General features: G+C 75.2%; 18 protein-coding genes. 7 read left to right on the top strand and 11 right to left on the bottom strand.

Annotated elements, in window-relative coordinates:
- Positions 1–84 precede the first annotated feature (84 nt).
- The 3 genes from ACFV0O_RS06940 to ACFV0O_RS06930 are packed head-to-tail and all read left to right on the top strand — an operon-like array spanning position 85 to position 2,419.
- Positions 85–501 carry a GntR family transcriptional regulator gene (locus tag ACFV0O_RS06940; RefSeq protein ID WP_380337402.1) on the top strand — a complete coding sequence of 139 codons (417 nt, stop codon included), beginning with the start codon at positions 85–87 and terminating at the stop codon, positions 499–501.
- A complete protein-coding gene (locus ACFV0O_RS06935) occupies positions 498–1,340 on the top strand; it encodes an ABC transporter ATP-binding protein (protein WP_380337399.1) in 843 nt (280 codons plus the stop codon). Before ACFV0O_RS06940 ends, ACFV0O_RS06935 begins: the two co-directional genes overlap by 4 nt.
- On the top strand, positions 1,337–2,419 hold the full coding sequence (locus ACFV0O_RS06930) for a hypothetical protein (RefSeq protein WP_380337396.1): 1,083 nt from the start codon (positions 1,337–1,339) through the stop codon (positions 2,417–2,419). Before ACFV0O_RS06935 ends, ACFV0O_RS06930 begins: the two co-directional genes overlap by 4 nt.
- A gap of 144 nt (positions 2,420–2,563) precedes the next feature.
- Here ACFV0O_RS06930 and ACFV0O_RS06925 read toward each other — a convergent pair whose 3' ends face one another.
- Positions 2,564–3,781, bottom strand: coding sequence for a pyridoxal-phosphate dependent enzyme (locus ACFV0O_RS06925; protein ID WP_380337393.1), 1,218 nt, complete (start codon positions 3,779–3,781; stop codon positions 2,564–2,566).
- A gap of 107 nt (positions 3,782–3,888) precedes the next feature.
- On the opposite strand from ACFV0O_RS06925, the gene ACFV0O_RS06920 reads away from it, so the two are divergent.
- Positions 3,889–4,215, top strand: a complete 327-nt coding sequence (locus ACFV0O_RS06920; RefSeq protein ID WP_380337390.1) for a hypothetical protein — start codon at positions 3,889–3,891, stop codon at positions 4,213–4,215.
- Positions 4,216–4,253: 38 nt separating this feature from the next.
- Here ACFV0O_RS06920 and ACFV0O_RS06915 read toward each other — a convergent pair whose 3' ends face one another.
- Together ACFV0O_RS06915 and ACFV0O_RS06910 are read right to left on the bottom strand one after the other, a co-directional pair.
- Positions 4,254–4,865: a hypothetical protein gene (locus ACFV0O_RS06915; protein WP_380337388.1), complete on the bottom strand. Its 612-nt coding sequence runs from the start codon at positions 4,863–4,865 to the stop codon at positions 4,254–4,256.
- A gap of 87 nt (positions 4,866–4,952) precedes the next feature.
- The gene (locus ACFV0O_RS06910) at positions 4,953–7,769 is read right to left on the bottom strand and encodes a penicillin acylase family protein (RefSeq protein WP_380337385.1); all 2,817 of its coding nucleotides are present in this window, start codon (positions 7,767–7,769) and stop codon (positions 4,953–4,955) included.
- Between the two features lie 232 nt (positions 7,770–8,001).
- Here ACFV0O_RS06910 and ACFV0O_RS06905 point away from each other — a divergent pair, with 232 nt between their 5' ends.
- Positions 8,002–9,330, top strand: coding sequence for an SUKH-4 family immunity protein (locus ACFV0O_RS06905; protein ID WP_380337383.1), 1,329 nt, complete (start codon positions 8,002–8,004; stop codon positions 9,328–9,330).
- Between the two features lie 42 nt (positions 9,331–9,372).
- Here ACFV0O_RS06905 and ACFV0O_RS06900 read toward each other — a convergent pair whose 3' ends face one another.
- From ACFV0O_RS06900 to ACFV0O_RS06885, 4 genes are all read right to left on the bottom strand, one after another.
- Positions 9,373–10,254: an N-acetylglucosamine kinase gene (locus ACFV0O_RS06900; RefSeq protein ID WP_380337380.1), complete on the bottom strand. Its 882-nt coding sequence runs from the start codon at positions 10,252–10,254 to the stop codon at positions 9,373–9,375.
- A gap of 50 nt (positions 10,255–10,304) precedes the next feature.
- Positions 10,305–10,901, bottom strand: a complete 597-nt coding sequence (locus tag ACFV0O_RS06895) for a DUF1349 domain-containing protein (protein WP_360251819.1) — start codon at positions 10,899–10,901, stop codon at positions 10,305–10,307.
- A gap of 91 nt (positions 10,902–10,992) precedes the next feature.
- Positions 10,993–11,277 carry a hypothetical protein gene (locus ACFV0O_RS06890; protein WP_380337377.1) on the bottom strand — a complete coding sequence of 95 codons (285 nt, stop codon included), beginning with the start codon at positions 11,275–11,277 and terminating at the stop codon, positions 10,993–10,995.
- Between the two features lie 288 nt (positions 11,278–11,565).
- The gene (locus ACFV0O_RS06885) at positions 11,566–12,252 is read right to left on the bottom strand and encodes a macro domain-containing protein (RefSeq protein ID WP_380337375.1); all 687 of its coding nucleotides are present in this window, start codon (positions 12,250–12,252) and stop codon (positions 11,566–11,568) included.
- 254 nt (positions 12,253–12,506) lie between these two features.
- Between ACFV0O_RS06885 and ACFV0O_RS06880 the strand changes: the two genes are divergently transcribed.
- Both ACFV0O_RS06880 and ACFV0O_RS06875 read left to right on the top strand, forming a co-directional pair.
- Positions 12,507–14,126 (top strand): ADP-ribosyltransferase domain-containing protein, encoded by a 1,620-nt coding sequence (locus ACFV0O_RS06880; RefSeq protein WP_380337372.1) that lies wholly within the window; start codon positions 12,507–12,509, stop codon positions 14,124–14,126.
- Between the two features lie 135 nt (positions 14,127–14,261).
- A complete protein-coding gene (locus ACFV0O_RS06875; RefSeq protein WP_380337369.1) occupies positions 14,262–16,418 on the top strand; it encodes a HelD family protein in 2,157 nt (718 codons plus the stop codon).
- A gap of 118 nt (positions 16,419–16,536) precedes the next feature.
- On the opposite strand, the gene ACFV0O_RS06870 is transcribed toward ACFV0O_RS06875, so the two are convergent.
- The 4 genes from ACFV0O_RS06870 to ACFV0O_RS06855 form a co-directional block, all read right to left on the bottom strand.
- The gene (locus ACFV0O_RS06870) at positions 16,537–17,121 is read right to left on the bottom strand and encodes a phosphatase PAP2 family protein (RefSeq protein ID WP_380337366.1); all 585 of its coding nucleotides are present in this window, start codon (positions 17,119–17,121) and stop codon (positions 16,537–16,539) included.
- Positions 17,108–18,475 carry a diacylglycerol/lipid kinase family protein gene (locus ACFV0O_RS06865; protein ID WP_380337363.1) on the bottom strand — a complete coding sequence of 456 codons (1,368 nt, stop codon included), beginning with the start codon at positions 18,473–18,475 and terminating at the stop codon, positions 17,108–17,110. Before ACFV0O_RS06865 ends, ACFV0O_RS06870 begins: the two co-directional genes overlap by 14 nt.
- A 201-nt stretch (positions 18,476–18,676) precedes the next feature.
- A complete protein-coding gene (locus ACFV0O_RS06860; protein WP_380337360.1) occupies positions 18,677–19,507 on the bottom strand; it encodes a universal stress protein in 831 nt (276 codons plus the stop codon).
- Entirely contained in the window at positions 19,504–19,911 is a 408-nt protein-coding gene (locus ACFV0O_RS06855) for a DUF302 domain-containing protein (RefSeq protein WP_380337357.1), read from the bottom strand. Before ACFV0O_RS06855 ends, ACFV0O_RS06860 begins: the two co-directional genes overlap by 4 nt.
- Between the last annotated feature and the right edge of the window lie 371 nt (positions 19,912–20,282).

The raw sequence follows: 20,282 nt of genomic DNA, 5'->3' as shown, positions 1-20,282 counted from the left end.
GACTGTTTCGGTGTAGTGGTTGACTAGTGTTCTACTAGACAATAACAATTCAGGGGCAGGCCTCAACGACCGAGGAGACGCCCCGTGATCGAATTCCATGTGGACCGGACGGACAGCCTCCCTGCCTACGCCCAACTCGTGCAGCAGGTACGGGAAGCGCTCAGGCTGGGACTGCTGAAGCCCGGCGACCGCCTGCCCGCCGTCCGGGACGTCGTCGTCTCGTGCACCGTCAACGCCAACACCGTGCTCAAGGCCTACCGGGAGCTGGAACACGGCGGGCTGGTCGAGGCCCGGCAGGGCTCCGGCACCTTCGTCACCGGCTCGCTCGGCGCCGTCGAACCGCACGACATGGCGCGGCTGCGCACCGGACTCGCCCGCTGGGTCTCCGACGCCCGCGAGGCCGGACTGGAGGACGAGGACGTCAAGGCCCTGGTCACCGCCGTGCTCGCCGCGGAGCCGGCCGCCTCCGAGCGCGACACGCGCCAGGGGGCCGGGGCGTGAGCGCCGCCCTGGAGGCGCGCGGGCTGACCAAGCGGTACCGCGGCGTGACCGCCCTGGACGACTGCAGTTTCACCATCCCGGCCGGTGGCGTGGTCGCGCTGGTCGGCGCGAACGGCGCGGGCAAGTCCACCCTGCTGGGCATCGCCGGCGGCATGCTCAGACCCACCGCCGGTGAGTACCGGACGGACGGCCGGGTGGTCCTGCTCTCCCAGGACAAGCCGCTCTACCGCGACTTCAGCGTGGCCGACATGCTGAACTTCGGTCGCCACACCAACCTCGTGTGGGACCAGGCCCGCGCACTCGCCTGGCTGGCGCGGTTCGCCGTCCCGCTGGACCGGCGCTGCGACAAGCTCTCCGGCGGACAGCAGGCGCAGGTCGCGCTCGCCGTCGCGCTCGGCGCCTGCCCGTCGCTGCTCCTGCTGGACGAACCGCTGTCCAACCTCGACCCGGTCGCCCGCAAGGCCGTCACCGGCGAACTGCTCGCCGAAGTCGCCGAGACCGGGATGACGGTCCTGCTGTCCACCCACGTCGTGGCCGAACTCGCCGGCGTGGGCGACCACTTACTGCTGCTCTCGCACGGCCGCAACATCCTGGACGGCGACGTCGAGGACCTCCTCGCCCAGCACGTGCGACTGACCGGGCCGCGCAGCGACCGACCGCCCGTCGAGGGGCAGGTCGTCCACGAGAACCACACCGCCCGGCAGTCCACCTTCGTGGTGCGCACCCTGCTCGGCGCGGCCACCCCGCTGGACGCCCAGGGCTGGAGCGGCCACCCCGTCACGCTGGAGGACATCGTGCTCGGCTACCTCAGGACCTCGCTCGGGGAGACCGGACTGTGAGCGCCCCGGCCACCACCCCGCCGCCCGCCGCCACACCGCCGCCCGCCGCCACCCGGTCCGTGCCCGCCGCCGGGGGGAACCTGTGGCGCGGCGTCCTCTGGCTCACCTGGCGCCAGCACCGCTGGCAGCTGATCGGCGGCGCCCTCCTCACCGCCGCCATCCTGATCTGGATGGCCGTCAACGCGGCCGACCTGCAGAGCGCGCTCGACCTCTGCCACGGGCCGGACTGCTCCCGGGCCGTCGCCGAGGACCGGCTCGCCCGGATCGGCCACGCCACCGACATCGCCGGCTACCAACTGAACCTCGTGGTCTTCCTGCCCGCGATGCTCGGCATGTTCATCGGGGTGCCGCTGCTGGCCAGGGAGTACGAGCAGCGCACCCTGCTGCTCGCCTGGTCCCAGGACGTCAGCCCGCGGCGCTGGCTGTTCGGCAAGCTCGCGGTGCTCGGCACCGTCGTCGGCGGGCTGGCCGCCGCGCTCTCCGCCGAGTGCCTGCACGTCGCCGGGCTCGTCCACCTCGGCGCCCGGCGCAGCCTGTTCGAGGGCACGCTCTTCCAGGCCGGCGGCTGGATGCCGCTCACGCTCGCCCTCGCCTGGGGGATGTTCGGGGTGGCGACGGGGGCGGCGCTGCGCCGGCTGCTGCCCGCGTTCGTGGTGGTGCTCGGTGCCTTCGCCGGGCGCACGACGCTGATGGAGCAGCTGCGGCCGCACCTGATGGACCCGGTGACCCGGACGATCTCGCTCGCCGCGGAGCGCGGCGAGGGCGCCGACCCGTTCGCCGCGGTCGCCAACGACCTGGTCCTGGACGGCGGCAAGGCGCCGTTCGTCGACGCCGCCGGGGCCCTCCACCCGTACAACGAGGTGATGGGGCAGTGGTGCGGAAACATCCCCGACGGGCGGGCCGCCGCCTTCACCTCCTGCCTGCAGCAGCACGGGCTGACCGGGATCCGGCAGAGCCTGCAGCCGGCCGGTCGGCTGGGCACCTTCCACCTGATCGAGAACGGGCTGAACCTCGGGCTGTTCGCGGTGTCCCTGGCCGTGACCTGGTGGCTGGTGTGCCGAGCCCGGACCACGGTGTAGCGCGGCGGGGCGGGCCGGGCCGGGTGGCAGACCGTCACCCGCCCGGCAGACCGTCACCCGCCCGGCCGCCGGACGCCCACCCGGGTGCCGGGCGTCCGCCCGGGTGCGCGGTGAGCAGCCCGTTCCGAGGGGCCGGGGCGTCGGCTAGTCCGAGAGGCCGGCGGCCCGCAAGCGGCGGAGGACGGCGTCCCACTCCGGGGTGACCGGCTCGGTCCGCCGGGTGCCGACCCCGAGGTCCTTGAAGCCGGTGGAGGTCGACAGGCACACCACCGGGCCGTCCGACAGGTCGGGCTCGCCGAGGCTGCGCAGCCCGGCCAGGCCGGCCGCCGCGGACAGCTCGGTCCACAGGCCGGCGCGGGCCAGCTCGCGCTGGGCGTCCGCCAGGCGGTGGTCGTCCACCGTGAGCGCCCGGCCGCCGCTCTCCCGGACCGCGACCACCCCGCGGTAGCCGCTCACCGGGGAGGCGATCGAGTAGGCGTCGCTCGGGCCGACCGTCACGTGGGCGGCGGGCAGGCCCTGTTCGATCGCCCTGGCCAGCGGACCGGAGGCCGCCACCTCGCAGGAGTGGACGCGCGGCACCCGGTCGGTCAGGCCCAGGCGGCGCAGTTCGGCGAATCCCTTCCAGACTCCGAAGAGCAGTTCGCCGTACCCGGTGGGGACGAACACCGCGCTCGGCACGCCGACGTCCTGGAAGATCTCGTACGCGACCGTCTTGTAGCCCTCGGGGCCGAACGCGTGCCCGGTGTGGGTGGTGGTCAGATTGCTGACCGGGTGCAGACCGAGCCGGTCGACCACCTGCCGCAGCAGCGGCCAGCGGGCCTCCCACGGCACCGGGAGCACCACCGCGCCGTAGGCGTTGAGGAAGGCGTCGACGTTCGGCGGGACGTCGGGGCCGGTGAACACGACGCAGGGCAGCCCGGCGCGGGCGGCGTAGGCGGCGGCCGAGGCGCCGTGGTTGCCGGAGGAGGCGACCGCGATGCCGGGGGCGCCGACGCCCACGGCGGCGCTCGTGGTGCACCGGTTCAGCCGGTCCTTGTGGCTCCAGGTGGGGTTGCGCGACTCGTCCTTGACGTACACCCCGGGCTCGATCTCGACCAGCGGCGTGGCGCCCTCGCCCAGGCCCGGCGCGAGCAGCGGCGGCAGCAGCGGGGCCCAGCGCTCCAGGCCGCCGCGCGTCGGGGCGGGGGCGAAGAGGTTTGTCGAGTCGACCTTGTCGTAGGCGTAGTCGACCTCGACGGGGTAGGCGACGTCCTCGGTGCCGGTGCGCGGGCAGCCCGCGGTGAGCGGGGGCCAGAGCGGGTAGTCGAGGCCGGGGTCGCCGAGGGAGCGCTGGCCGGTTGCGAGGGAGTCTGCGGTTGCCATGTAAGCAGCCTAATGGCGTTTCAGGTGCTACCGGGTGGGGTTTGTGATTCCCGTGCGCCTGGGCACACTCACAGGGTCGGCGGAGATCGGACGGAACCGGGGGAGCGATGGACAGCGGCGTGCGGGCGATGGTCGAGGCGGTCGGCGAGGCGCAGCGGCAACTGAGGGAGAACGCCCTCCCGAAGGTCCGGGAGACCGGACGCGAGCGCATCCCGGAGGCGGAGGAGGCGAAGCTGCTGGGCGCCCTCGCCGGACTGGTGGAGGCCGTGGTGGACCTGGCCGACGCCGCCTCCGACCGGACCACCACGAGAGACAGCGGCACGGTGTACGTCAAGGCCGGGCGCCGGCTGCGGGACCAGGCCCGCTACCTGCGGGACGACGAACGGCAGGTGGCGGCCCGAGTGGCGCCCGCCGGGTCGTCGACGACGCCCTGACCCGGCGGGCTGTGGTCACCCGGTGGTGAACGAGCGGGTCACGAGGCGGTGAACAGCAGGGCGACCAGACGGCCGTCGGCGTCGCGGCCCTCGTAGCAGCCCGCCGACTCGGCGCTGACCGGGAAGGCCAGGACGTTGACGCCGGTGCGCTCGTCCACGGTGACGTCCGCCCAGGCGGGCATCCGGCCGGTCGGGTCGGCGGTGGCCAGTTCGGCCTCCACGTGCGCCACGAAGGCGTCGAGGTCCGGGAAGGCGTCCGGGCGCGGGCCGTCGAAGCGCAGGGCGTCCACCGCGCTGCTGTCCCAGAGCAGGCCGAGGTCGGGGCCGAGCGGCTGGTGGTCCTCGACCACGTCCTCGAACTCGGCCCCGGCGATCGCCTCGGGGTCGGCGAACGGGATCAGCGCCATGGTGACGCGGACCGACTCCCGCCCGCTTCCGGTGTCCGGTCGGCGGACCACGCCTATGTGCACCGGGTGGGTGCCGGCGGGCACCTCGTCGCAGGCGGACCACTCCGACGCGTCGTGGCTGCTGAAGACCAGGGCCGAGGTGACGGTCAGGTCGCCGGCGCGGTGGAACTCCTCCGGGCGCTCGCCGAGGAATTCGTCGATGTGCTCGTCCGCGAGGTCGCGGAGCAGCGTCTCCATGTTCATGCGGGCCATGATGGCAGCCCCCGCCGACAGTGCGACGGGGGCCGCCGGGTGGTTCGAGCGCCGGTCCGGTGACGGATCGGTGATGACTCAGCGGTGGCCGGGGAACTGCACCACCTGCTGGTAGGTCGGCCGGTTCTGCCAGGTGGTCTTGGTGTCCGTCACGCCGCCCAGCGGGCGCTGGATGATCGTGTCGGCGCACCACTGGTCGCCGGCCGGGCAGTCGGCGTCGCCCGGGTAGACCTGGGCGGCGGTCTGCGCGGCCGCGCGCTTGAGGGTGTCCAGCAGGACGCCCCGGCAGGCGGTGAGGTCGCCCCCGCCGCAGAACGGGCGGGCCAGCGGGCCCCTGACCTGGTCGCCGAGGACGGACCGCAGGTCCTTGTCCAGGTAGCTCCACCAGCCGTACTGGAAGGACGAACCCTTGTGCGGGATGCCCTCGTTGGCGCTCACCGGCCCGCCGCCGGGGCCGGTCTGCCCGCCGGAGGGCGACTCGTTGATCTGCAGGGCGCCGGTCAGGGCGCCGAACAGCCCGTCGCCGAGGCCCGGCCGCATCACGCCCTCGGCGGCCAGCGGCCACCAGGCGTCCATCACCCGGATCGCGGTCGCGTCCGCGTAGGCGTGGCTGCCGGGCGAGGTCTCCTTCCGCTGGGCGCCGTCGGCGAGCCAGGCCTCCAGCTGCTGCAGGGCGGTGAGGGCGGCCGGGTCCGTGACCGGCGCGTTGCGCAGCACCCGGATCAGGTCGGGCAGGACGTCCTCGGCCCGGAGGTCGGCCAGGGCGGCGCCCTCCATGGCCTGGGTGAGCGAGACCCGGCTGACCTTGCCGCCGCCCTGCAGCAGTGCCTTCACCCGGTCGTCGAGCAGGTTCGCGCGGTGCACCGAGCCGTTGCCGAAGCCGGCCGCGGTGTAGCCGTTCGCCTGCTTGTTGTTCCAGGAGACGTAGTAGTCCTGGTCGACGGACTGCGGGTGTTCGGCCGCCGGGGTGTACCGGGCGGTGTTGGTGGCGGGGTCGAAGTCCGCCCACTCGTAGGCGGGCAGGGCCAGTACGGGCAGTCCGGCGTCGACCCCCGGGGCGCGCACCGGGTTGCTGCCGGAGTTGTAGTACGCGATGTCGCGGGAGTCGGCGTAGAACCAGTTGAAGGTGTAGTCGATGTCCTGCGCGGCCCGTTGGAAGCTCGCCGCGTCGTGGACCGCGCCGGGGTCGTTGAGCTCCTGGAAGCCGATGATGGAGTCGGCCTCGTGGCGGTAGGTGGAGCGCAGCGCGGTGAAGGCGACGGGTGCGCCGCCGACCGTGCCGCGGGCGGTGACCAGGCCGTACCCGGACCGGTACATCACCAGGGTGTAGGAGCCGGCCGCGGTGGAGTCGGCGGTGGTGGGGTTCCACGCGTCCTTGCGTTCCAGGCGGTCGAAGGGCAGGCACTGGCCGTGCCACAGGTAGGAGTCGGCGGCGGTGGTGACCGGCGATCCGTCCGTGGTGCAGAGCGGGACGGCGTAGCTGTCGGTGATGTCCTGTCCGGCGGAGGTGGCGCTCCAGGCGTAGTCCTGGCCGCGGCCGAGCTGCACGTAGAAGCTCAGGCCGGCGAAGGCGGCGCCGCGCGCGCTGATCCCGGGGCCCTGGATCTCCTCCAGCATCAGCAGCTGCGGGGCGAAGTAGCCGGTCTGCGGGCCGAACACGGCCACCGGGTGGCCGTCGTCGGTGTGCGCGCCGGACACCAGCAGGGCGTTGGACATGCCGTGCTTGGCGGTGAGCAGGTTGCCGGGGAGCACGCCGTCCGCCTCGGTGGTGGCCGTGTTCGCCGAGCCGGCGGCGTCGTAGACCATCCGCTCGGGCACCACCGAGCCGGGGTCGGGCAGGGCCTCCCCCTGCGGCTGGTCGGGCACGGTGGCGTACGGGAAGCTCTGCCCGTCGTGCAGGGTCCGGACGGCCTCGGGGTCGTCGGCCTCGCGCAGCGACTTCCACAGCGCGTCGCCGGCGTCCTTGCCGTAGCGGGCCTCGGCGCTCGACTTGACCTGGGCGGAGGCCAGTTCGTTGCCGCCGCCGGAGCCGAACAGGGCGCCGACCACGGAGGCGAGCGCGACCAGGTCGGTCAGCTTGAACGGCTCGATCGACCCGGCGTTGGTGATCGGGTCGATGTGCCCGGTCAGGTCGTACTCGCCGGGGAACGTCCGGGCGTCGTAGGACTCCTTGGCGTACCGGTTGATGCCGTCGAGGTAGGCGGAAGCGTCGGAGAGGGCCTGGGTGGCCCGGCCGCCGCGGGCGGCGATGGCGTCGATCTGCTGCTGCAGCTCCGCCTCGGTGTACGGCGCGGCCTGCCAGAAGCTCTGCTCCAGCTGCCGGTTGGCGGCGGCGCCGCCCGCGAAGCCGGACAGCTGGCCGCGGCCGACGTGGCGGAAGAGGTCCATCACCCAGAGCCGGTCCTGGGCGGCGGCGTAGCCCGCGCCGAACTCGGTGCCGTAGCGGGTGGTGCCGGTGATGTGCGGGACGCCGGTGGCCTTGTCGCGCACGATGGTGACGTCGGAGCGGGGGCTGGTGGTGACGGCGACCTGGTCGGCGGGGACGCCGAAGGAGGCGTCGTTGAAGAAGTCGCGCAGCTTGGCCTCGGTGAGGCCGGGGTAGCCGGCGGCGAGCCCGGCGTAGGGGCCGAGCTGGTCGTCGGTGTGGGCGGGGCGGGTGCCGAACATCCGGTTGAGCAGGATGTCGGCGAGGGTGGCGTTGCCGTTCTCGCCGGGCGGCAGGATGTCGGCGCAGTGGCCGCCGCAGTAGTCGCCGGCGGTGGCGCTCGGCGCGGTGGGGGCGGCGGCCGCGGTGGGGGTGGTGGTGAGGGCGGCGGTGACGAGCAGGGCCGACGCGAGGGCGGCGGCCGCCCCGGATCGGAGGGGGTGTCGGAGGGGGTGGGGGCGTAGGCGCAAGGCGGACTCCTCCGTCGAAGCCACGGGGAGTCGACGGTAGGGGCGCTACTGGCCGGTTGGCTAGTGGCGTGCATGCCATTTTCATCGGTGCGCTGGGGAGTTGACGGGGCGGCGGTGGGGGTGGTGCGGGCGTTCGGGCCGGTCGGCGGCGGTGTCGGCTAGGGTCGGGCGGGTCGGGGAGCGGGATCGTTCGCCGGGCGGCAGGACAGGAAGTGAACGGGGGCGCGCAGGCATGGACACGGGTCGGGGGCGGGGCGGGGCGGTGGAGGCCGTGGCCGGGGCGGGTGACGAGGGCGGGGCGGCGGAAGCGGGTGAGCACGTCAGGGCGCCGGAAGCGGGTGAGCACGTCAGGGCGCCGGAGGGCTTCGGGCCCAGGGAGCTGCCCGCCGGGCTCACCCACGGACCGAGCCGCGAGCGGCTGGCCGCCGGTGGCCTGCCCCGCGCCTTCGCGCACCTGAACCTGGAGGCGTCCTGGTACGAGCCGTTGCGGACCGCCGCGACCTGGTACGACGGGCTCCGGGACGAGGACGCCGGCGGCCTGGTCGTGCTGGGCGAGGCGGACTACCGCGGCTCGTCCGGGCACGCCCTCGCCGACGTGCTGCTCGACGGCGCCTCCGGTGAGGTGTACCTGGCCTGCGGGGACGACTCAGGAGGCCTGCGCCGGGACCTGCTCGCCGGCAGCCTGGACACCCTGGTCGCCCTGATGATCGAGGTGGAGGCCGTCACGGCCGGCGCCGCCGAGCCGTACGAGCCCGAGGAGGACGAGGAGTTCGAGCCGCGCGGACCGGGGACGGTCGCCGAGGCCACCAGGGTCTCCCTGGACCGGATGCGGGCCGTCGATCCGGAGCTGTTCCGGCGCACGGACGACCGGCCGGCGCACTGGGAGACGGCGGTGCGGATCCGGGCGCTCGCCTGGGGAGCGCTGCCCGGCGGGCCGGACGACCTGCGGTACGCCCTCGACGCGTCCCTGGTGGAGGAACTCGCGGCGCTCACCGGCGGTACCGTCCGGCGCTTCCGGGAGGACGAACTGCCGGCGGTGCTCGGCCACGCCCCGACCCGCCGGCTGCTCACCGGGCTCGGCCTGCCGCTCTCCGACCGGGGGACGTTCCGGATCGACCCGGAGGGGCCGCTGCTGACGATGGCGCAGACCCTCCCGGACGCCTTCGAGCCCGAGGACGAGGAGGAGGACAGCCGTTACTACCAGGCCGGGTTCCTCGCCCTGGCGGACTGGACGTACGACTTCACCGTCGCGCTGGACGGCGCCACCGGCCGCCTGGAGCTCCCGCCGTGGTTCGACGACGGCGAGCCCGCCGCCTACCTGCACCGCGACGTCTCGGCGCTGCTCCACGTGCTCTGGGCGTACGAGCGCCTGCGCGCGGACCGGCGCGACGCGCTGCGCCGATCCGCTCCGGTGCCCTGGGAGGCCTTCGATCCGTGCCGGCTGCTGGACAGTGCGGCGCAGGAGGCGCTGCGGGCACTGGATCCGGAGGCCTTCGCGTCCGGCACCCACTTCTGGCCGATCCTGGCCGACGACGGTCACATGGGGGGTCTGCTGGAGTAGCGGCGGGCGGTCAGGCAGGCGGGCAGGTGGGCAGGCGGGCGGTCAGGGGGTTCGGCGGGCGGGGCGTCCGGCGAGCAGGGCGGCCGCGGTGGCCGCGTCCGTGGCCGGCAGGCGGGGGGCGAGGTCGGCGAGACGGTGCAGGAGGTGCTCCCGGACCGGGCCGGGGGAGGTGGCCACCGAGCCCGCGAGGACGAGCGGTTCGGCGGGCACGGCGGTGGCGCGGGCCAGTGCGGCCAGGTGGTCGGCGGCGGTGCGGGCGATGACGAGGGCGGTGGCGTCCCCGTCGCCGGCCAGCCCGGTGACCAGCGGAGCGAGGTCGGCGAGGCGGCGCGGCGGGCCGCCGTAGGCCCACCGCAGCAGCCGGTCGGGGGTGTGGGCGCCGCAGTGGGCGCGGACGGCGGTGCCGAGCGGGCCGTCCGGGTCGGCGTGGGCGACCCGCACCGCCTCCCGGCCGAGCCAGAACCCGCCGCCCTCGTCGCCGAGCAGCCAGCCGAGCCCGCCGCCGCGCGCGAGCGTGCGGGTGCCGTCGAGGCGGACGCAGATGGTGCCGGTCCCGGCGATCAGGACGGTGCCCCGGCCGTCGGCGACACCGCCGGCGGCCAGGGCGGGGACGGTGTCCGGGACGAGCCGGACCGGGCAGTGGAGGCCGAGCGCGGCGCGGGCCCGGCGGGCGAAGCCGTCCGGGTCGGGCAGCGCGCGGTACCCGGCGAGGCCGATCAGACAGGCCGCGACCCGGGCCGGGTCGCGGGGCCCGAGCGCGGCCGACACCGCGGCGGCCAGGTGCCCGAGGGTGTCGGCCGGGTTCTGCCCGGCCGGATTGGCCCCGCCGCCCCCGCCCCGGCCGAGCAGGGCGCCGGCGGGGTCGAGGAGGACGGCGCGGGTGTGGCTGCCACCCGCGTCGACGCCGAGGTGCAAGGTGGTCACGGGGGCGGCTCCGGTGGGAGGAGGGGCTGGTCGGGGGAACCGGTCGGCGGTCAGCCCGCCGGGTGCAGCGTCAGGTCCGCCGGTCCCTGGGCGAACCGGGTGAAGCGGACCTGGAGGCCGTCCCGCTCGGGGGAGGCGCAGAACGGTCCGGCCGCCGCGGCCACCGCGGGCGGCAGCGGCGCCAGCCGGACCAGGCGCCAGGGGCCGTCGTCGCAGCGGGCGCGGACCGTCACGGCGTCCCCGCTGCGGCTGGCTCTGACGGTGACCTCTCTCCCGTGCCACTCGGGTACGGGGGCCAGCGACCAGTCGGAGACGCCGCGGGTGACGACCGCGCCCAGGTGCGGGAGGCCGTCGCTCATCTCGACCCCGGCCTTGATCCAGGTCTGCGGGTCGACCCGGACCAGCAGGCCCGCCTGGTCGTAGAGGGCGGCGAAGTCGGCGACGAAGGAGACCTCGGTCGCGCTGCCCGGCGGGAATCCGGTGAGCAGCGCGTGCCCGTCGTCCCGGACGAAGCCGTAGCTGGTGGTGCGCCAGAAGTCGCTGCGGCCGCGGGCGGTGACCAGGAGGTCGGTGCCGTCGGTCCGGGCGCGCTCGGGCTGGTTGAGCCAGCTGCCCTCGTGCCAGGCGATGTCGCGGGGCGGGTGCATGGGAGGCCTTCCTTCCGGTCTGCCAGCCGATGGCTGCAAATTTTCAGAAAGGTCCATTCAACACCCGCCCGGGTGGGCTTGGTGAGGTTTGTCAGGGCTTCGGCGCGAGCCGGATCGGGCTGCTCTCCTTGCGCTCCGGCGCCCCGGCCGTGCGGGCCGCCCCGGCCGACGGGAGCGCGCCGCTGACCGAGCGGGAGAAGTCCAGCCGGCCGCCGCGGACGAGGCCGAACAGGTCCACCACATCCGGTCCGTCGGAGCCGTCGTGGCCGCGGCTCTGCCGGCGCAGGTAGCTGTCCGGGGTGCCGTTGGTGGCGGTCGGCGGCTTGTCGGTGAGGTCGACCAGCGCCGGGCGGCCGTGCTCGCCGAGCGAGGCCATGACCTGCTCGCGTACGGCGGCGCCCCGGTGAAGTCGAAGGCGGCGGACAGCGGGCGGGGCGGTGGACGAGCCGTGCGGTTGTGCGCGCGGCTGCCCGGAGGGCGTGCGCAACCCGGCCGAGCAGGGGCGGGCGTTCGTGGTGCTGGGTGCCGAAGCGCTCGTGGGATTCCTTGAACTCGTCGCTTCCGGGGCCGAGTCGGACGCGCGGACCCCGAAGTGGACAGCTGAGGTGGACGGCTGAGGTGGCTGGTCAGGGGTGTGGGGCCGGGGTGTGCTCCGGGGTCGTCGTCAGGCCCTCCGGGGGGAGGTGCCGCGCCGTGCGGGCGGCGAGATGCGAACCCGCTCGGTGGCCGGCGCCCGCTCGATGTCGTCCAGCTGGGCCAGGATGGTGGCGCGCAGGTCGTCGTCGTCCTCGAAGTGGTGGTCGTTGAACAGGGTGTAGCCCGTCCACATCAGGTTGGCGCAGACCCGGGCCGGCACCCGGCCGGTCTGGGCGCCCATGCCGACCAGGGCGACCGACCGGATGGAGCCCGGCTCCAGCCGGTTCTGGTGGTGGACCGCCTGGAAGGCGGCGGCGCAGGCCAGTGCGACGTTCAGCGTCTCGCTCACGTTCTGCGAGGAGGTCCGCATCGTCGGGGCCGATATCAGGAACCGCGGGTTGACGGCCCCGGAGGGGACGCAGACCGCGCTGCCGACCGGGAGCGAGCCGGCGTGCCGCTCGCGGATCGCCTTCTGCACCCGCAGCTGGATGCCCGCGCCCAGGTGGCGCTTGATCGCGGCGTCCGTCCCGCCGTCCATCCGGCCGCGGGAGTTGGTGGGGCTGACCCAGGCGTCGGCCTCGGTGGTGAGCAGGGACGCGTGCCGGACCTCGACCCCCGGGGTGTCGGCGAAGGCGGCCCGCCAGGACTCGACCACCGTCGCGTTGAGGTCGGTCAACACCACCTTGAGCGGCGACTGTGCGCGGTTCGTGGTCATGCTGGGGCTCCTGTCGGTGGGGTGCGGTTCCTGCTGACGTCGATGACGCTAGCGCCCGCCACTGACAAACCGTCCGTTCCCGCCGTCGGCCGTCGGGCCGCCGGCCGGGCGGGCCGGATTGTCGGTCCCCGCTGGTAGGACTGTGGTGTCCGCGGGGGAAGCTGACGGACCGTCATCCTCTCCCCGCCCCTCCATCGCCTGCCAACCGCACGGTCCTGACCAGTCGGGCCGCCTCACACTCCTAGGGCACCACCATGAGCGCTGTCGACACCTCCGCCACCCAGCCCGACCCGAACGACCCGCTCGCCCTCGCCGAGCTGTTCGCGGGCGGCGGCGAGCCGTGGCTCCCGCTGCTGAAGCCGGTCATCGAGGCACGGCCCGACGCGGCCTCGTTCATCGGCCCCGGCCGCGGCCCGGACGTCGTCCCGGTCCGCGAGCTGACCTTCCAGGCGCTCAAGCCGCACGCGCCGCACAAGTGGAAGGTCGTGGTCTTCGGCCAGAACCCGTACCCGCGGCCGGAGAGCGCCACCGGCATCGCGATGTTCGACAACACCTTCCACGACTGGAAGGACAGCAAGTTCGGCCGGGTGGTCAGCATCCGCTGCATCATCAAGGCGGCGGCGATGTGGAAGTACGGCATCCCCAAGAAGACGCCGATCGCCGACGTGCGGGCGCTGTTGAAGGAGCAGGAGACCGTCCAGCCGCCGGAGTGGTTCCAGGCGATGCTCACCCAGGGCGTGCTGCTGCTGAACGCGGCGCTGACCGCCAGCAGCGACGGCGCGATGGGGCCGGACCAGCACACCGCGTTCTGGCGGCCGGTCGCCGAGCGGATCGTCGAGGAGATCCTCCGGGCCAAGCAGCAGGCCGCGCAGGAGGACCGCTACGTGGTCTTCGCGTGGTGGGGAGCGCACGCCCGCAGCCTGAAGAACGTCGTGCTGCGGCTGCAGGAGAAGTACCCGGAGGTCGAGGTCCGGCACATCGACCACGCCAACCCGGCGGCCCAGGGCGACATCTTCTGCGACGGCGAGCACTTCGCGACGGTGAACGCGGCGCTCGCCGCGGTCGGCGCCGAAGAGGTGGACTGGCTGCCCAGCACCGGGTGGAACGCGCAGGCGGCCGCCGCCGGCGGGGCGGACGGAGCCGTCGCCGAGCGGATGGGCGCCTTCATCGCCTCCACCATGGAGTTGCACCAGCTCTATCTGGACCGCCTCGCGAGCGTCAAGGACGAGGGCCTCGTCCTGCCCGCCATCACCGGTGTGTTCGACACCCCGCTGATGGGATTCCGGGAGGCGGCGGCACCGGTCGCCGAGGTGCTGCGCGGCCTGGACCGGCACGTCGAGCGGTCGCACGACTTCGGCAAGCGGCGGGCGGACGAGGCGGCCGCCGGCCTGTCCGCCGACGAGATCGCCGCGCTGTACCTGTACACCTGCGAGTCCGCGTTCTACCGGGAGATCAACGCCGTCCTGCGCTCGCCCGACCGCGGTCGGCTGGTGCCCTACCTGCCGTACCTGCGGCTGCTGTTCGCGGCGGTGTCGCGGCTGCCCGTCCGCACCGAGCCGCTCTGGCGCGGGGTCTCGCTGGACCTGCGCCGGCAGTATCCGCTCGGCCGGACGGTGACGTGGTGGGGCGTGTCCTCCTGCACGTCCGAACTGGGCGTGGCGAAGGCCTTCCTCGGCAGCCGCGGCAAGCGGACGCTCTTCGAGGTGCGCCCCGCCAGGGCCGCGGGCATCCAGAGGTTCTCGGCGTTCACCGGCGAGGAGGAGTTCATCCTGCTGCCCGGCACGCAGCTGGAGGTCACGGACGTGCGGACGGAGCGCGGCGGCCTCTGCACCGTGACGCTGACCGAACTGGCGGAGGGGCCCCTGGTGTCCTGACCCGAGCCCGGCGGGCGCCCCTCGTCACCCAAATGCATAACCAAGTCAGTATCTTTACTGAGTTCAGCTATGCTGGATCCCGAGCGAGCCGGCAACCGGGCAAGCGAGCCCGTGGCGAGGGAAGGGACGCGAACGATGACCTCGGAAGTCCAGCGGGTGGCACCGGAGACCCGGGGCCTCGACGGCGAACTGAAGCGGGAGCGGGCCTACGTCGAGGCCTGCCGGGCGGCGATGGCCCGGCAGGTCGAGGACGCGGGCCACCAGGTCGTCGCCGGGGAGGACGTCTCCGGTGACGGCGCCGGCGCGGAAGCGCTCGGCCGGTACCTGCGCACGCGCGCCAAGCGGATGAAGGAGTTGCCGGAGAGCCCGTCGTTCTTCGGCCGCCTCGATTTCGCCGACACCCCGGAGGCCGGGGACCACCGGCGGCAGCGCTACTACGTGGGCCGTCAGCGGATCTCCGCGTACCCGGCCATGCCGCCCCTGGTGGTCGACTGGCGGGCCCCGGTGTCCCGGGCGTTCTACCAGGCGAGTGCCCGCACCCCGCTCGGGCTCGCGCGGCGCCGCCGGTTCGGCTGGGCGCCGTGGAGCCTCGGCCGACCGGAGGAACTCACCGGCCTGGAGGACGAGCACCTCGACGAGCCGGCCCCGAGCGGGCCGGCGGGCAGCGGGACGGCGGGCGGCATCCTCGCCGCCGAGATCGAGCGGCCCCGCACCGGCCCGATGCGGGACATCGTCGCGACCATCCAGCCCGAACAGGACGAGCTGGTGCGCGGCGAGCCGAGCGAGTCCGTCTGCGTGCAGGGCGCTCCCGGCAGCGGCAAGACCGCCGTCGGCCTGCACCGCGCCGCGTACCTGCTCTACGGCTTCCCGCAGCGGATCCGGCGCGGCGGCCTGCTGGTGATCGGCCCCAACCGGACCTTCCTGCGGTACATCGCCGAGGTCCTGCCCGCGCTCGGCGAGGTCGACGTCGTCCAGCGCACCGTCGAGGACCTGGTCGCCACCGTGCCGGTCACCGCCGTGGACGACGAGCGGGCCGCCGCGGTCAAGCAGGACGCGCGGATGGCGACGGTGCTGCGCCGGGCGCTGTACGGGCGGATCCGGACGGCGGGCGCCGAGCCGCTGGTCGTCCCGGACGGCTCCTACCGGTGGCGGGTGACGCCGGAGCGGCTCGACCGGATGGTCGCCGAACTGCGCGAACAGGAACCGCCGTACGCGATCGGCCGGGAGAGCGTCCGCACCCGTGTGGTGGCCGCGCTGCAGGACCAGGCCGAGCGGCGGGCGGGCGTGATGCCCGGCGCGTGGCAGCGGAAGGTCGGCCGTTGCAAGCCGGTCGCGGCGTTCCTGGAGGAGGCCTGGCCCAAGCTGCGGCCGGAGGCCGTGGTGGCCGCGCTGCTCGGCGACCCCGCGGTGCTCGCCGAGGCTGCCGACGGCGTGCTCGGCCCGGAGGAGCAGGCGGCGATCCTCTGGCGCCGGCCGCCGCGGTCGGAGCGGAGCGCGAAGTGGTCCGAGCACGACCTGATGCTGCTGGACGAGGTGGCCGGTCTGATCGAGCGCCCGGCCGGTTTCGGGCACGTCGTCGTGGACGAGGCCCAGGACCTCTCACCGATGCAGTGCCGGGCGATCGCCCGCCGCAGTGCCTTCGGCTCCCTCACCGTCCTCGGCGACCTCGCCCAGGCGACCGCCCCGTGGGCCCCGCGCAGCTGGCCGGAGCAGCTGGCCCACCTGGGCAAGCCGGAGGCCGCCGTGGTGCCGCTGACCACCGGCTTCCGGGTCCCGGCCGCGGTGATGGCACTGGCGAACCGGGTGCTGGGCGCCCTGGACGTGGACGTGCCGCAGGCCGTCTCGCTCCGGCGGGACGGTGAGCTGACGGTGCGCGGGGTCGGCGCGGCGGGCCCGGACGGCGCGGCCGACCCGGAGGACGCGGCCGGTCCGGGCGGCGCGGCGCGCCTGGGGGGTGCGGTGGTGGCGGCGGTGCGGGCCGCCCTGGAGCGCGAGGGCTCGATCGCGGTGATCGCCGCGGACGGCGCGGTGACGGCGGCCGTCGAGGTCCTCGGGGCGGCCGGGATCGCGACGGCCTCGGCCGAGCAGGTGGGCACCACGGCCAGGGTGACGGTGCTGCCCGCGTCCCTGGTCAAGGGGCTGGAGTACGACCACGTGGTGGTCGTGGAGCCGGCCGCGATCGTCGAGGCCGAGCCGCGCGGCCTGCACCGGCTCTATGTCGTGGTGACCAGGGCGGTCTCCCGGCTGGACATCCTGCACGCCCGGCCGCTGCCCGCACCGCTGGGCGGCTGACCGGGCCCGGCCGTCGCCCGACCGGTCGGGGGCACCGGTCAGCAGGGGGTCCGGGGCCGGCCGGCGGCCCGTCCGAGGGCCGCCCCGAGGGGCCCGTCCGAGGGACCGGCGGGACCGCTCACGGCCAGGCGGGCAGCGGCGGCAGGCGGAGGACGGTCAGGGCGGCCGCCGCGGCCGCGAACCCGAGGACCGCGCCCGCCGCGACGTCACCGGGGTAGTGGACGCCGGTGTGCACGCGCGAGTAGCCGACGGCGACCGCCAGCGCGCCGAGCGGCACCGCCGCCGGGGGCAGCACCACGCCGACGGCGGTGGCGAAGGCCGTTGCCGACGCCGTGTGCCCGGACGGGAAGGAGGCCGACTCGGGCATCGGCACCTGCCGGGCCACGATCACCCGGGCCCGTTCCCGGTCGGGCCGCCGCCGGCGGACCATCCGTTTGCCGAGCAGGTTGGCCGTCGTCGAGGCGAGCGCGACGGCGACGATCCCGACCACGGCCGCCTGCCGGGGCCGGCCGGGCAGGAGGGCGAGTCCCCCGGCGACGGCCAGCGAGATCTTCGAGTGGTCGGCCGTGCGGGACAGCCGCCGCAGTGCCGTGTCCAGGGCCGGTGTGGGGGTGGCGGCGACGGCCGCGTACAGGGCCCCGTCGACGGCCCGGAGGTCGGCGAGCACGCCCGCCGGGGCGGAGTTGCGCTCAGGCACGGCCACGCTCCTCGGAGTCCGGTCCGGGGCCGGGCCCGGATTCGCGGTGGGTGTCCCGCGGGCCGCGACCGAACGCGAGGGTGGCGAGCCGGCGCCAGTCCACCCGCGGCTTGACGGGGACGCTGCCGGGGCGGTCGCGCGGCACCACGACCCGCAGTGCTCCGGGGCGCAGCGTGCACACCACCGGCGTGGGCATCCGCAGCGCCTCGCCGTCGACGGCCACCGGGATCTCGGCCTCCGCGGAGGTCACCTCGACCCGGTGCGCGGTCAGCACGGTCAGCCCGGTGGACTGCGAGCCCCGTACGGCCAGTTCGGCGGCCTGTGCCGCGCCCTCGACCCGGATGGCGGTGACGCCGAGCAGGCCGCTGTCGAGCCGGGAGCGGCGGCCGCCGCTCTCGAGGTCGTCGGGGGAGCCGTACGGGTTGTTGCTGACCAGCAGCGCCTGCTGGGCCGAGAGCGCCGGGGCCGCGCCGCCGTCGACGAGGGCGTCGACCCGGCGGACGCCCTCGCCGACCAGCAGGTCCGGCAGGAGGTTCAGGGCGGTGCCCGCCTTGGCGTCGCGGTACTCGGGGCGCTGCACGACGTCGGCGTAGACCCCGAAGGAGACGGTGTTGACGAAGGGGCGGCCGGCGACGTCGCCGAGGTCGATCCGCAGTTCCTCGCCGTCGGTCAGCGCGTCGAGGCAGCGGGCCGGGTCGGCGCGGTCGAGGCCGAGGTCCATGGCGAAGTGGTTGCGGGTGCCGGCGGAGATCACCAGGAACGGCAGTCCGTGCTCGGCGGCGACGGCCGCGACCAGGGCCTGGGTGCCGTCGCCGCCCGCGACGCCGAGCAGGTCGGCGCCCCCGGCGGCGGCCTCGCGGGCGAGCGCGGTGACGTCGGAGTGGACGGCGGGGTCGAGCAGGACCACCCGGGCGCCGAGCCGTTCGGCCCGTTCGACCAGCCCGAAGCGGCCGACCTTCCCGCCGCCGGACTTCGGGTTCATGATGAGCACCGCCCGTTGCGGCCGGGCCGCGGCGGTTCCCGGCTGCGCCCCGCTCGGGCGCGCGCGGCGCAGCGCCACCCGGCCGAGGGCGAGTGCCGCGCCCCCGCAGAGGACCAGCAGTAGCGCTGTCGGCCACAGGTCGTGGTACGCGAACAGCACGACGATCCCGATCGGCGCGGCGACGGCGAGCAGCGCTCCGACGAGCCGCACGGCGCCGCGGTGGGCCAGGAACCACCAGACGCCGGCCGCCCAGAGCACCAACCCCAGGAGCCCGATCAGCACCACGGCCAGGCCGCCGTCGCCCAGGACGACCAGCAGCACGACCACGGCGCCGACCGCGGCCAGCAGCGCGCAGCGCGCGAGCACCCGCGCGGTCACGTCCCCGTCGGAGCCGGTCTGCCGCGTCCCGTCGATGTCGTCCTCCCTGAGCCGTGTCCCGGGCGGTCGCTACCCGCGGCCCGGTCCGTGCCAGCAGCCTGCGCACTCCGGCGGTCGGGGGCATCCCGGCCAGGCTGTCCGGGTGAGGCCGGGGACCGTTCCCGCTGCCGCCGGGCCGCGGGGTGCCGGAGGGCGGCCCGGTCAGGCGTGCGGGACGAGGGCGACCGGGCAGTGGACGTGGTGGACGGCCGCGTGGGCGACCGGTCCGAGGTGGGTGCCGAGCAGGGGGCGCCGGAGGCGGCGGCCGACGACGAGCAGGCGGGCGGTGGCGGCGGCGTCCACCACGGCGACGGTGGCGCTGCCGCGGATGAGGTCGGCCGTCACGTCCACCTCGGGCCGGCGCTCCCGCCAGGGCTCCAGCAGGTCGGTGAAGCGGGCCCGTTCGGCGGCGGAGAGCTCGTTCTGCACCCCGCCGATGGCGTCGAAGGCCATGTACTCGGTGCCGGACGGCGGGGACCAGACGTGGACGACGCGCAGCGGGGCCGAGCGCCGGGCGGCGGCGTCGAAGGCGAAGGCGAGCACCTCGTCCGTCGGGTGGTCGAGGTCGAGGCCCACCAGGACGGGGCCGGCCGGCTCGTCCGCACCCGTTCGGACCAGCACCACCGGGCAGGCGGCCCGGCGCAGCACCTCCTGGCTCACCGAGCCGACCAGGAAGCCGTGCAGGGCGCCCAGGCCGCGGGAGCCGAGGACGAGCAGGGAGGCCGTCCGCGCGGCGGCCTCCAGCGCGTCGGCCGGGGGGTCGGGCACCTGCGAGGAGGACACCGGGACGTCGACGGTGGTGAGCAGTTCGGCTTCGCGGGCGGCCAGGCGCTCGACCGGGTGGTGCCGCTCGGAGGCGTCCCGCTTCGGCCGGGGCCAGGCGTGCAGGAGGTGCAGGGGGCAGTCGCGGCGCTGCGCCTCGCGGGCGGCCCAGGCAGTGGCGGCGAGGCTCTCGGGCGAGCCGTCGAAGCCGACGACGACGGGGCCGGTCACGGCCTGCTCGCTGCGCCGCGCAGGGAGTCGAGGGCGGCGCCGAGCCGTCGGGCCGCCTCGTCCGCGACCTCGCCCAGTCCGCCGTCCGGGCCGGCCAGCGCGACCAGCGTCTGCGGGTCGACGGCCTCCACCAGGGTGGTGTCGCCGTCGGCGCGGACGACCACGTTGCAGGGCAGCAGCAGCCCGATGCGGCGGTCGGCGTCGAGTGCGCGGTGGGCGAGGGCGGGGTTGCAGGCGCCGAGGATCAGGTAGTCCTCGATCTCGGCGCCGATCTTCTCGTGCAGGGTCGCCCGGACGTCGATGGTGGTGAGGACGCCGAAGCCCTGCTCCTTGAGGGCGGCGGTGACCGCCTCCACCGCCTGTGCGAACGGCCGGTCGAGCCGTACGCCGATCCCGTAGTCCATGGTTCCTCCCGGGGGTCGCGGCCCGGGCCCAGTATCGGCGGCGGCCGGGCCCGCCGCCTCCCGGGGCCGGCTCCGCCGCCTCCAGGAGGGCTTGAGGCGGGCCGGGCACGCTGGCTGCCCCGCGCTGGACGGGTCGGCCGACAGGAGGCGGGCGTGATCGCTCTGTGGAGGGTTCTGAGGGCTGTGGGCGCGCTGACGGGGTGGGTGTGGTCGGGGCTGAAGCTGCTCGGCGGTGCGGACATGTACGAGGCCGCGGCGCGTGGCGGGCGGGGGGGGGCGGGGGGTGGGGGGGGAAGGGGGGGGTGGGTGGGCGAGACGGGTGAGAGCCCACGAAGAGGAACAACGCACACCAAAATAGAGCAGGGTAGGGG

The sequence above is a fragment of the Kitasatospora sp. NPDC059577 genome, assembly GCF_042735475.1.
Taxonomy (GTDB): Bacteria; Actinomycetota; Actinomycetes; order Streptomycetales; family Streptomycetaceae; genus Kitasatospora.
The sequence above is the reverse complement of the archived record's forward strand: the minus strand, read 5'-3'. Positions and strand labels throughout refer to the sequence as shown.

What these genes read in the sequence shown, in the direction of transcription:
- ACFV0O_RS06920 (WP_380337390.1), top strand. Translation starts at nt 3,889, where the DNA reads ATGGACAGCGGCGTGCGGGCGATGGTCGAGGCGGTCGGCGAGGCGCAG.
- ACFV0O_RS06890 (WP_380337377.1), bottom strand. Translation starts at nt 11,277, where the DNA reads ATGGCCTCGCTCGGCGAGCACGGCCGCCCGGCGCTGGTCGACCTCACC.
- ACFV0O_RS06880 (WP_380337372.1), top strand. Translation starts at nt 12,507, where the DNA reads ATGAGCGCTGTCGACACCTCCGCCACCCAGCCCGACCCGAACGACCCG.
- ACFV0O_RS06905 (WP_380337383.1), top strand. Translation starts at nt 8,002, where the DNA reads ATGGACACGGGTCGGGGGCGGGGCGGGGCGGTGGAGGCCGTGGCCGGG.
- ACFV0O_RS06925 (WP_380337393.1), bottom strand. Translation starts at nt 3,781, where the DNA reads ATGGCAACCGCAGACTCCCTCGCAACCGGCCAGCGCTCCCTCGGCGAC.
- ACFV0O_RS06875 (WP_380337369.1), top strand. Translation starts at nt 14,262, where the DNA reads ATGACCTCGGAAGTCCAGCGGGTGGCACCGGAGACCCGGGGCCTCGAC.
- ACFV0O_RS06895 (WP_360251819.1), bottom strand. Translation starts at nt 10,901, where the DNA reads ATGCACCCGCCCCGCGACATCGCCTGGCACGAGGGCAGCTGGCTCAAC.
- ACFV0O_RS06855 (WP_380337357.1), bottom strand. Translation starts at nt 19,911, where the DNA reads ATGGACTACGGGATCGGCGTACGGCTCGACCGGCCGTTCGCACAGGCG.
- ACFV0O_RS06885 (WP_380337375.1), bottom strand. Translation starts at nt 12,252, where the DNA reads ATGACCACGAACCGCGCACAGTCGCCGCTCAAGGTGGTGTTGACCGAC.
- ACFV0O_RS06915 (WP_380337388.1), bottom strand. Translation starts at nt 4,865, where the DNA reads ATGAACATGGAGACGCTGCTCCGCGACCTCGCGGACGAGCACATCGAC.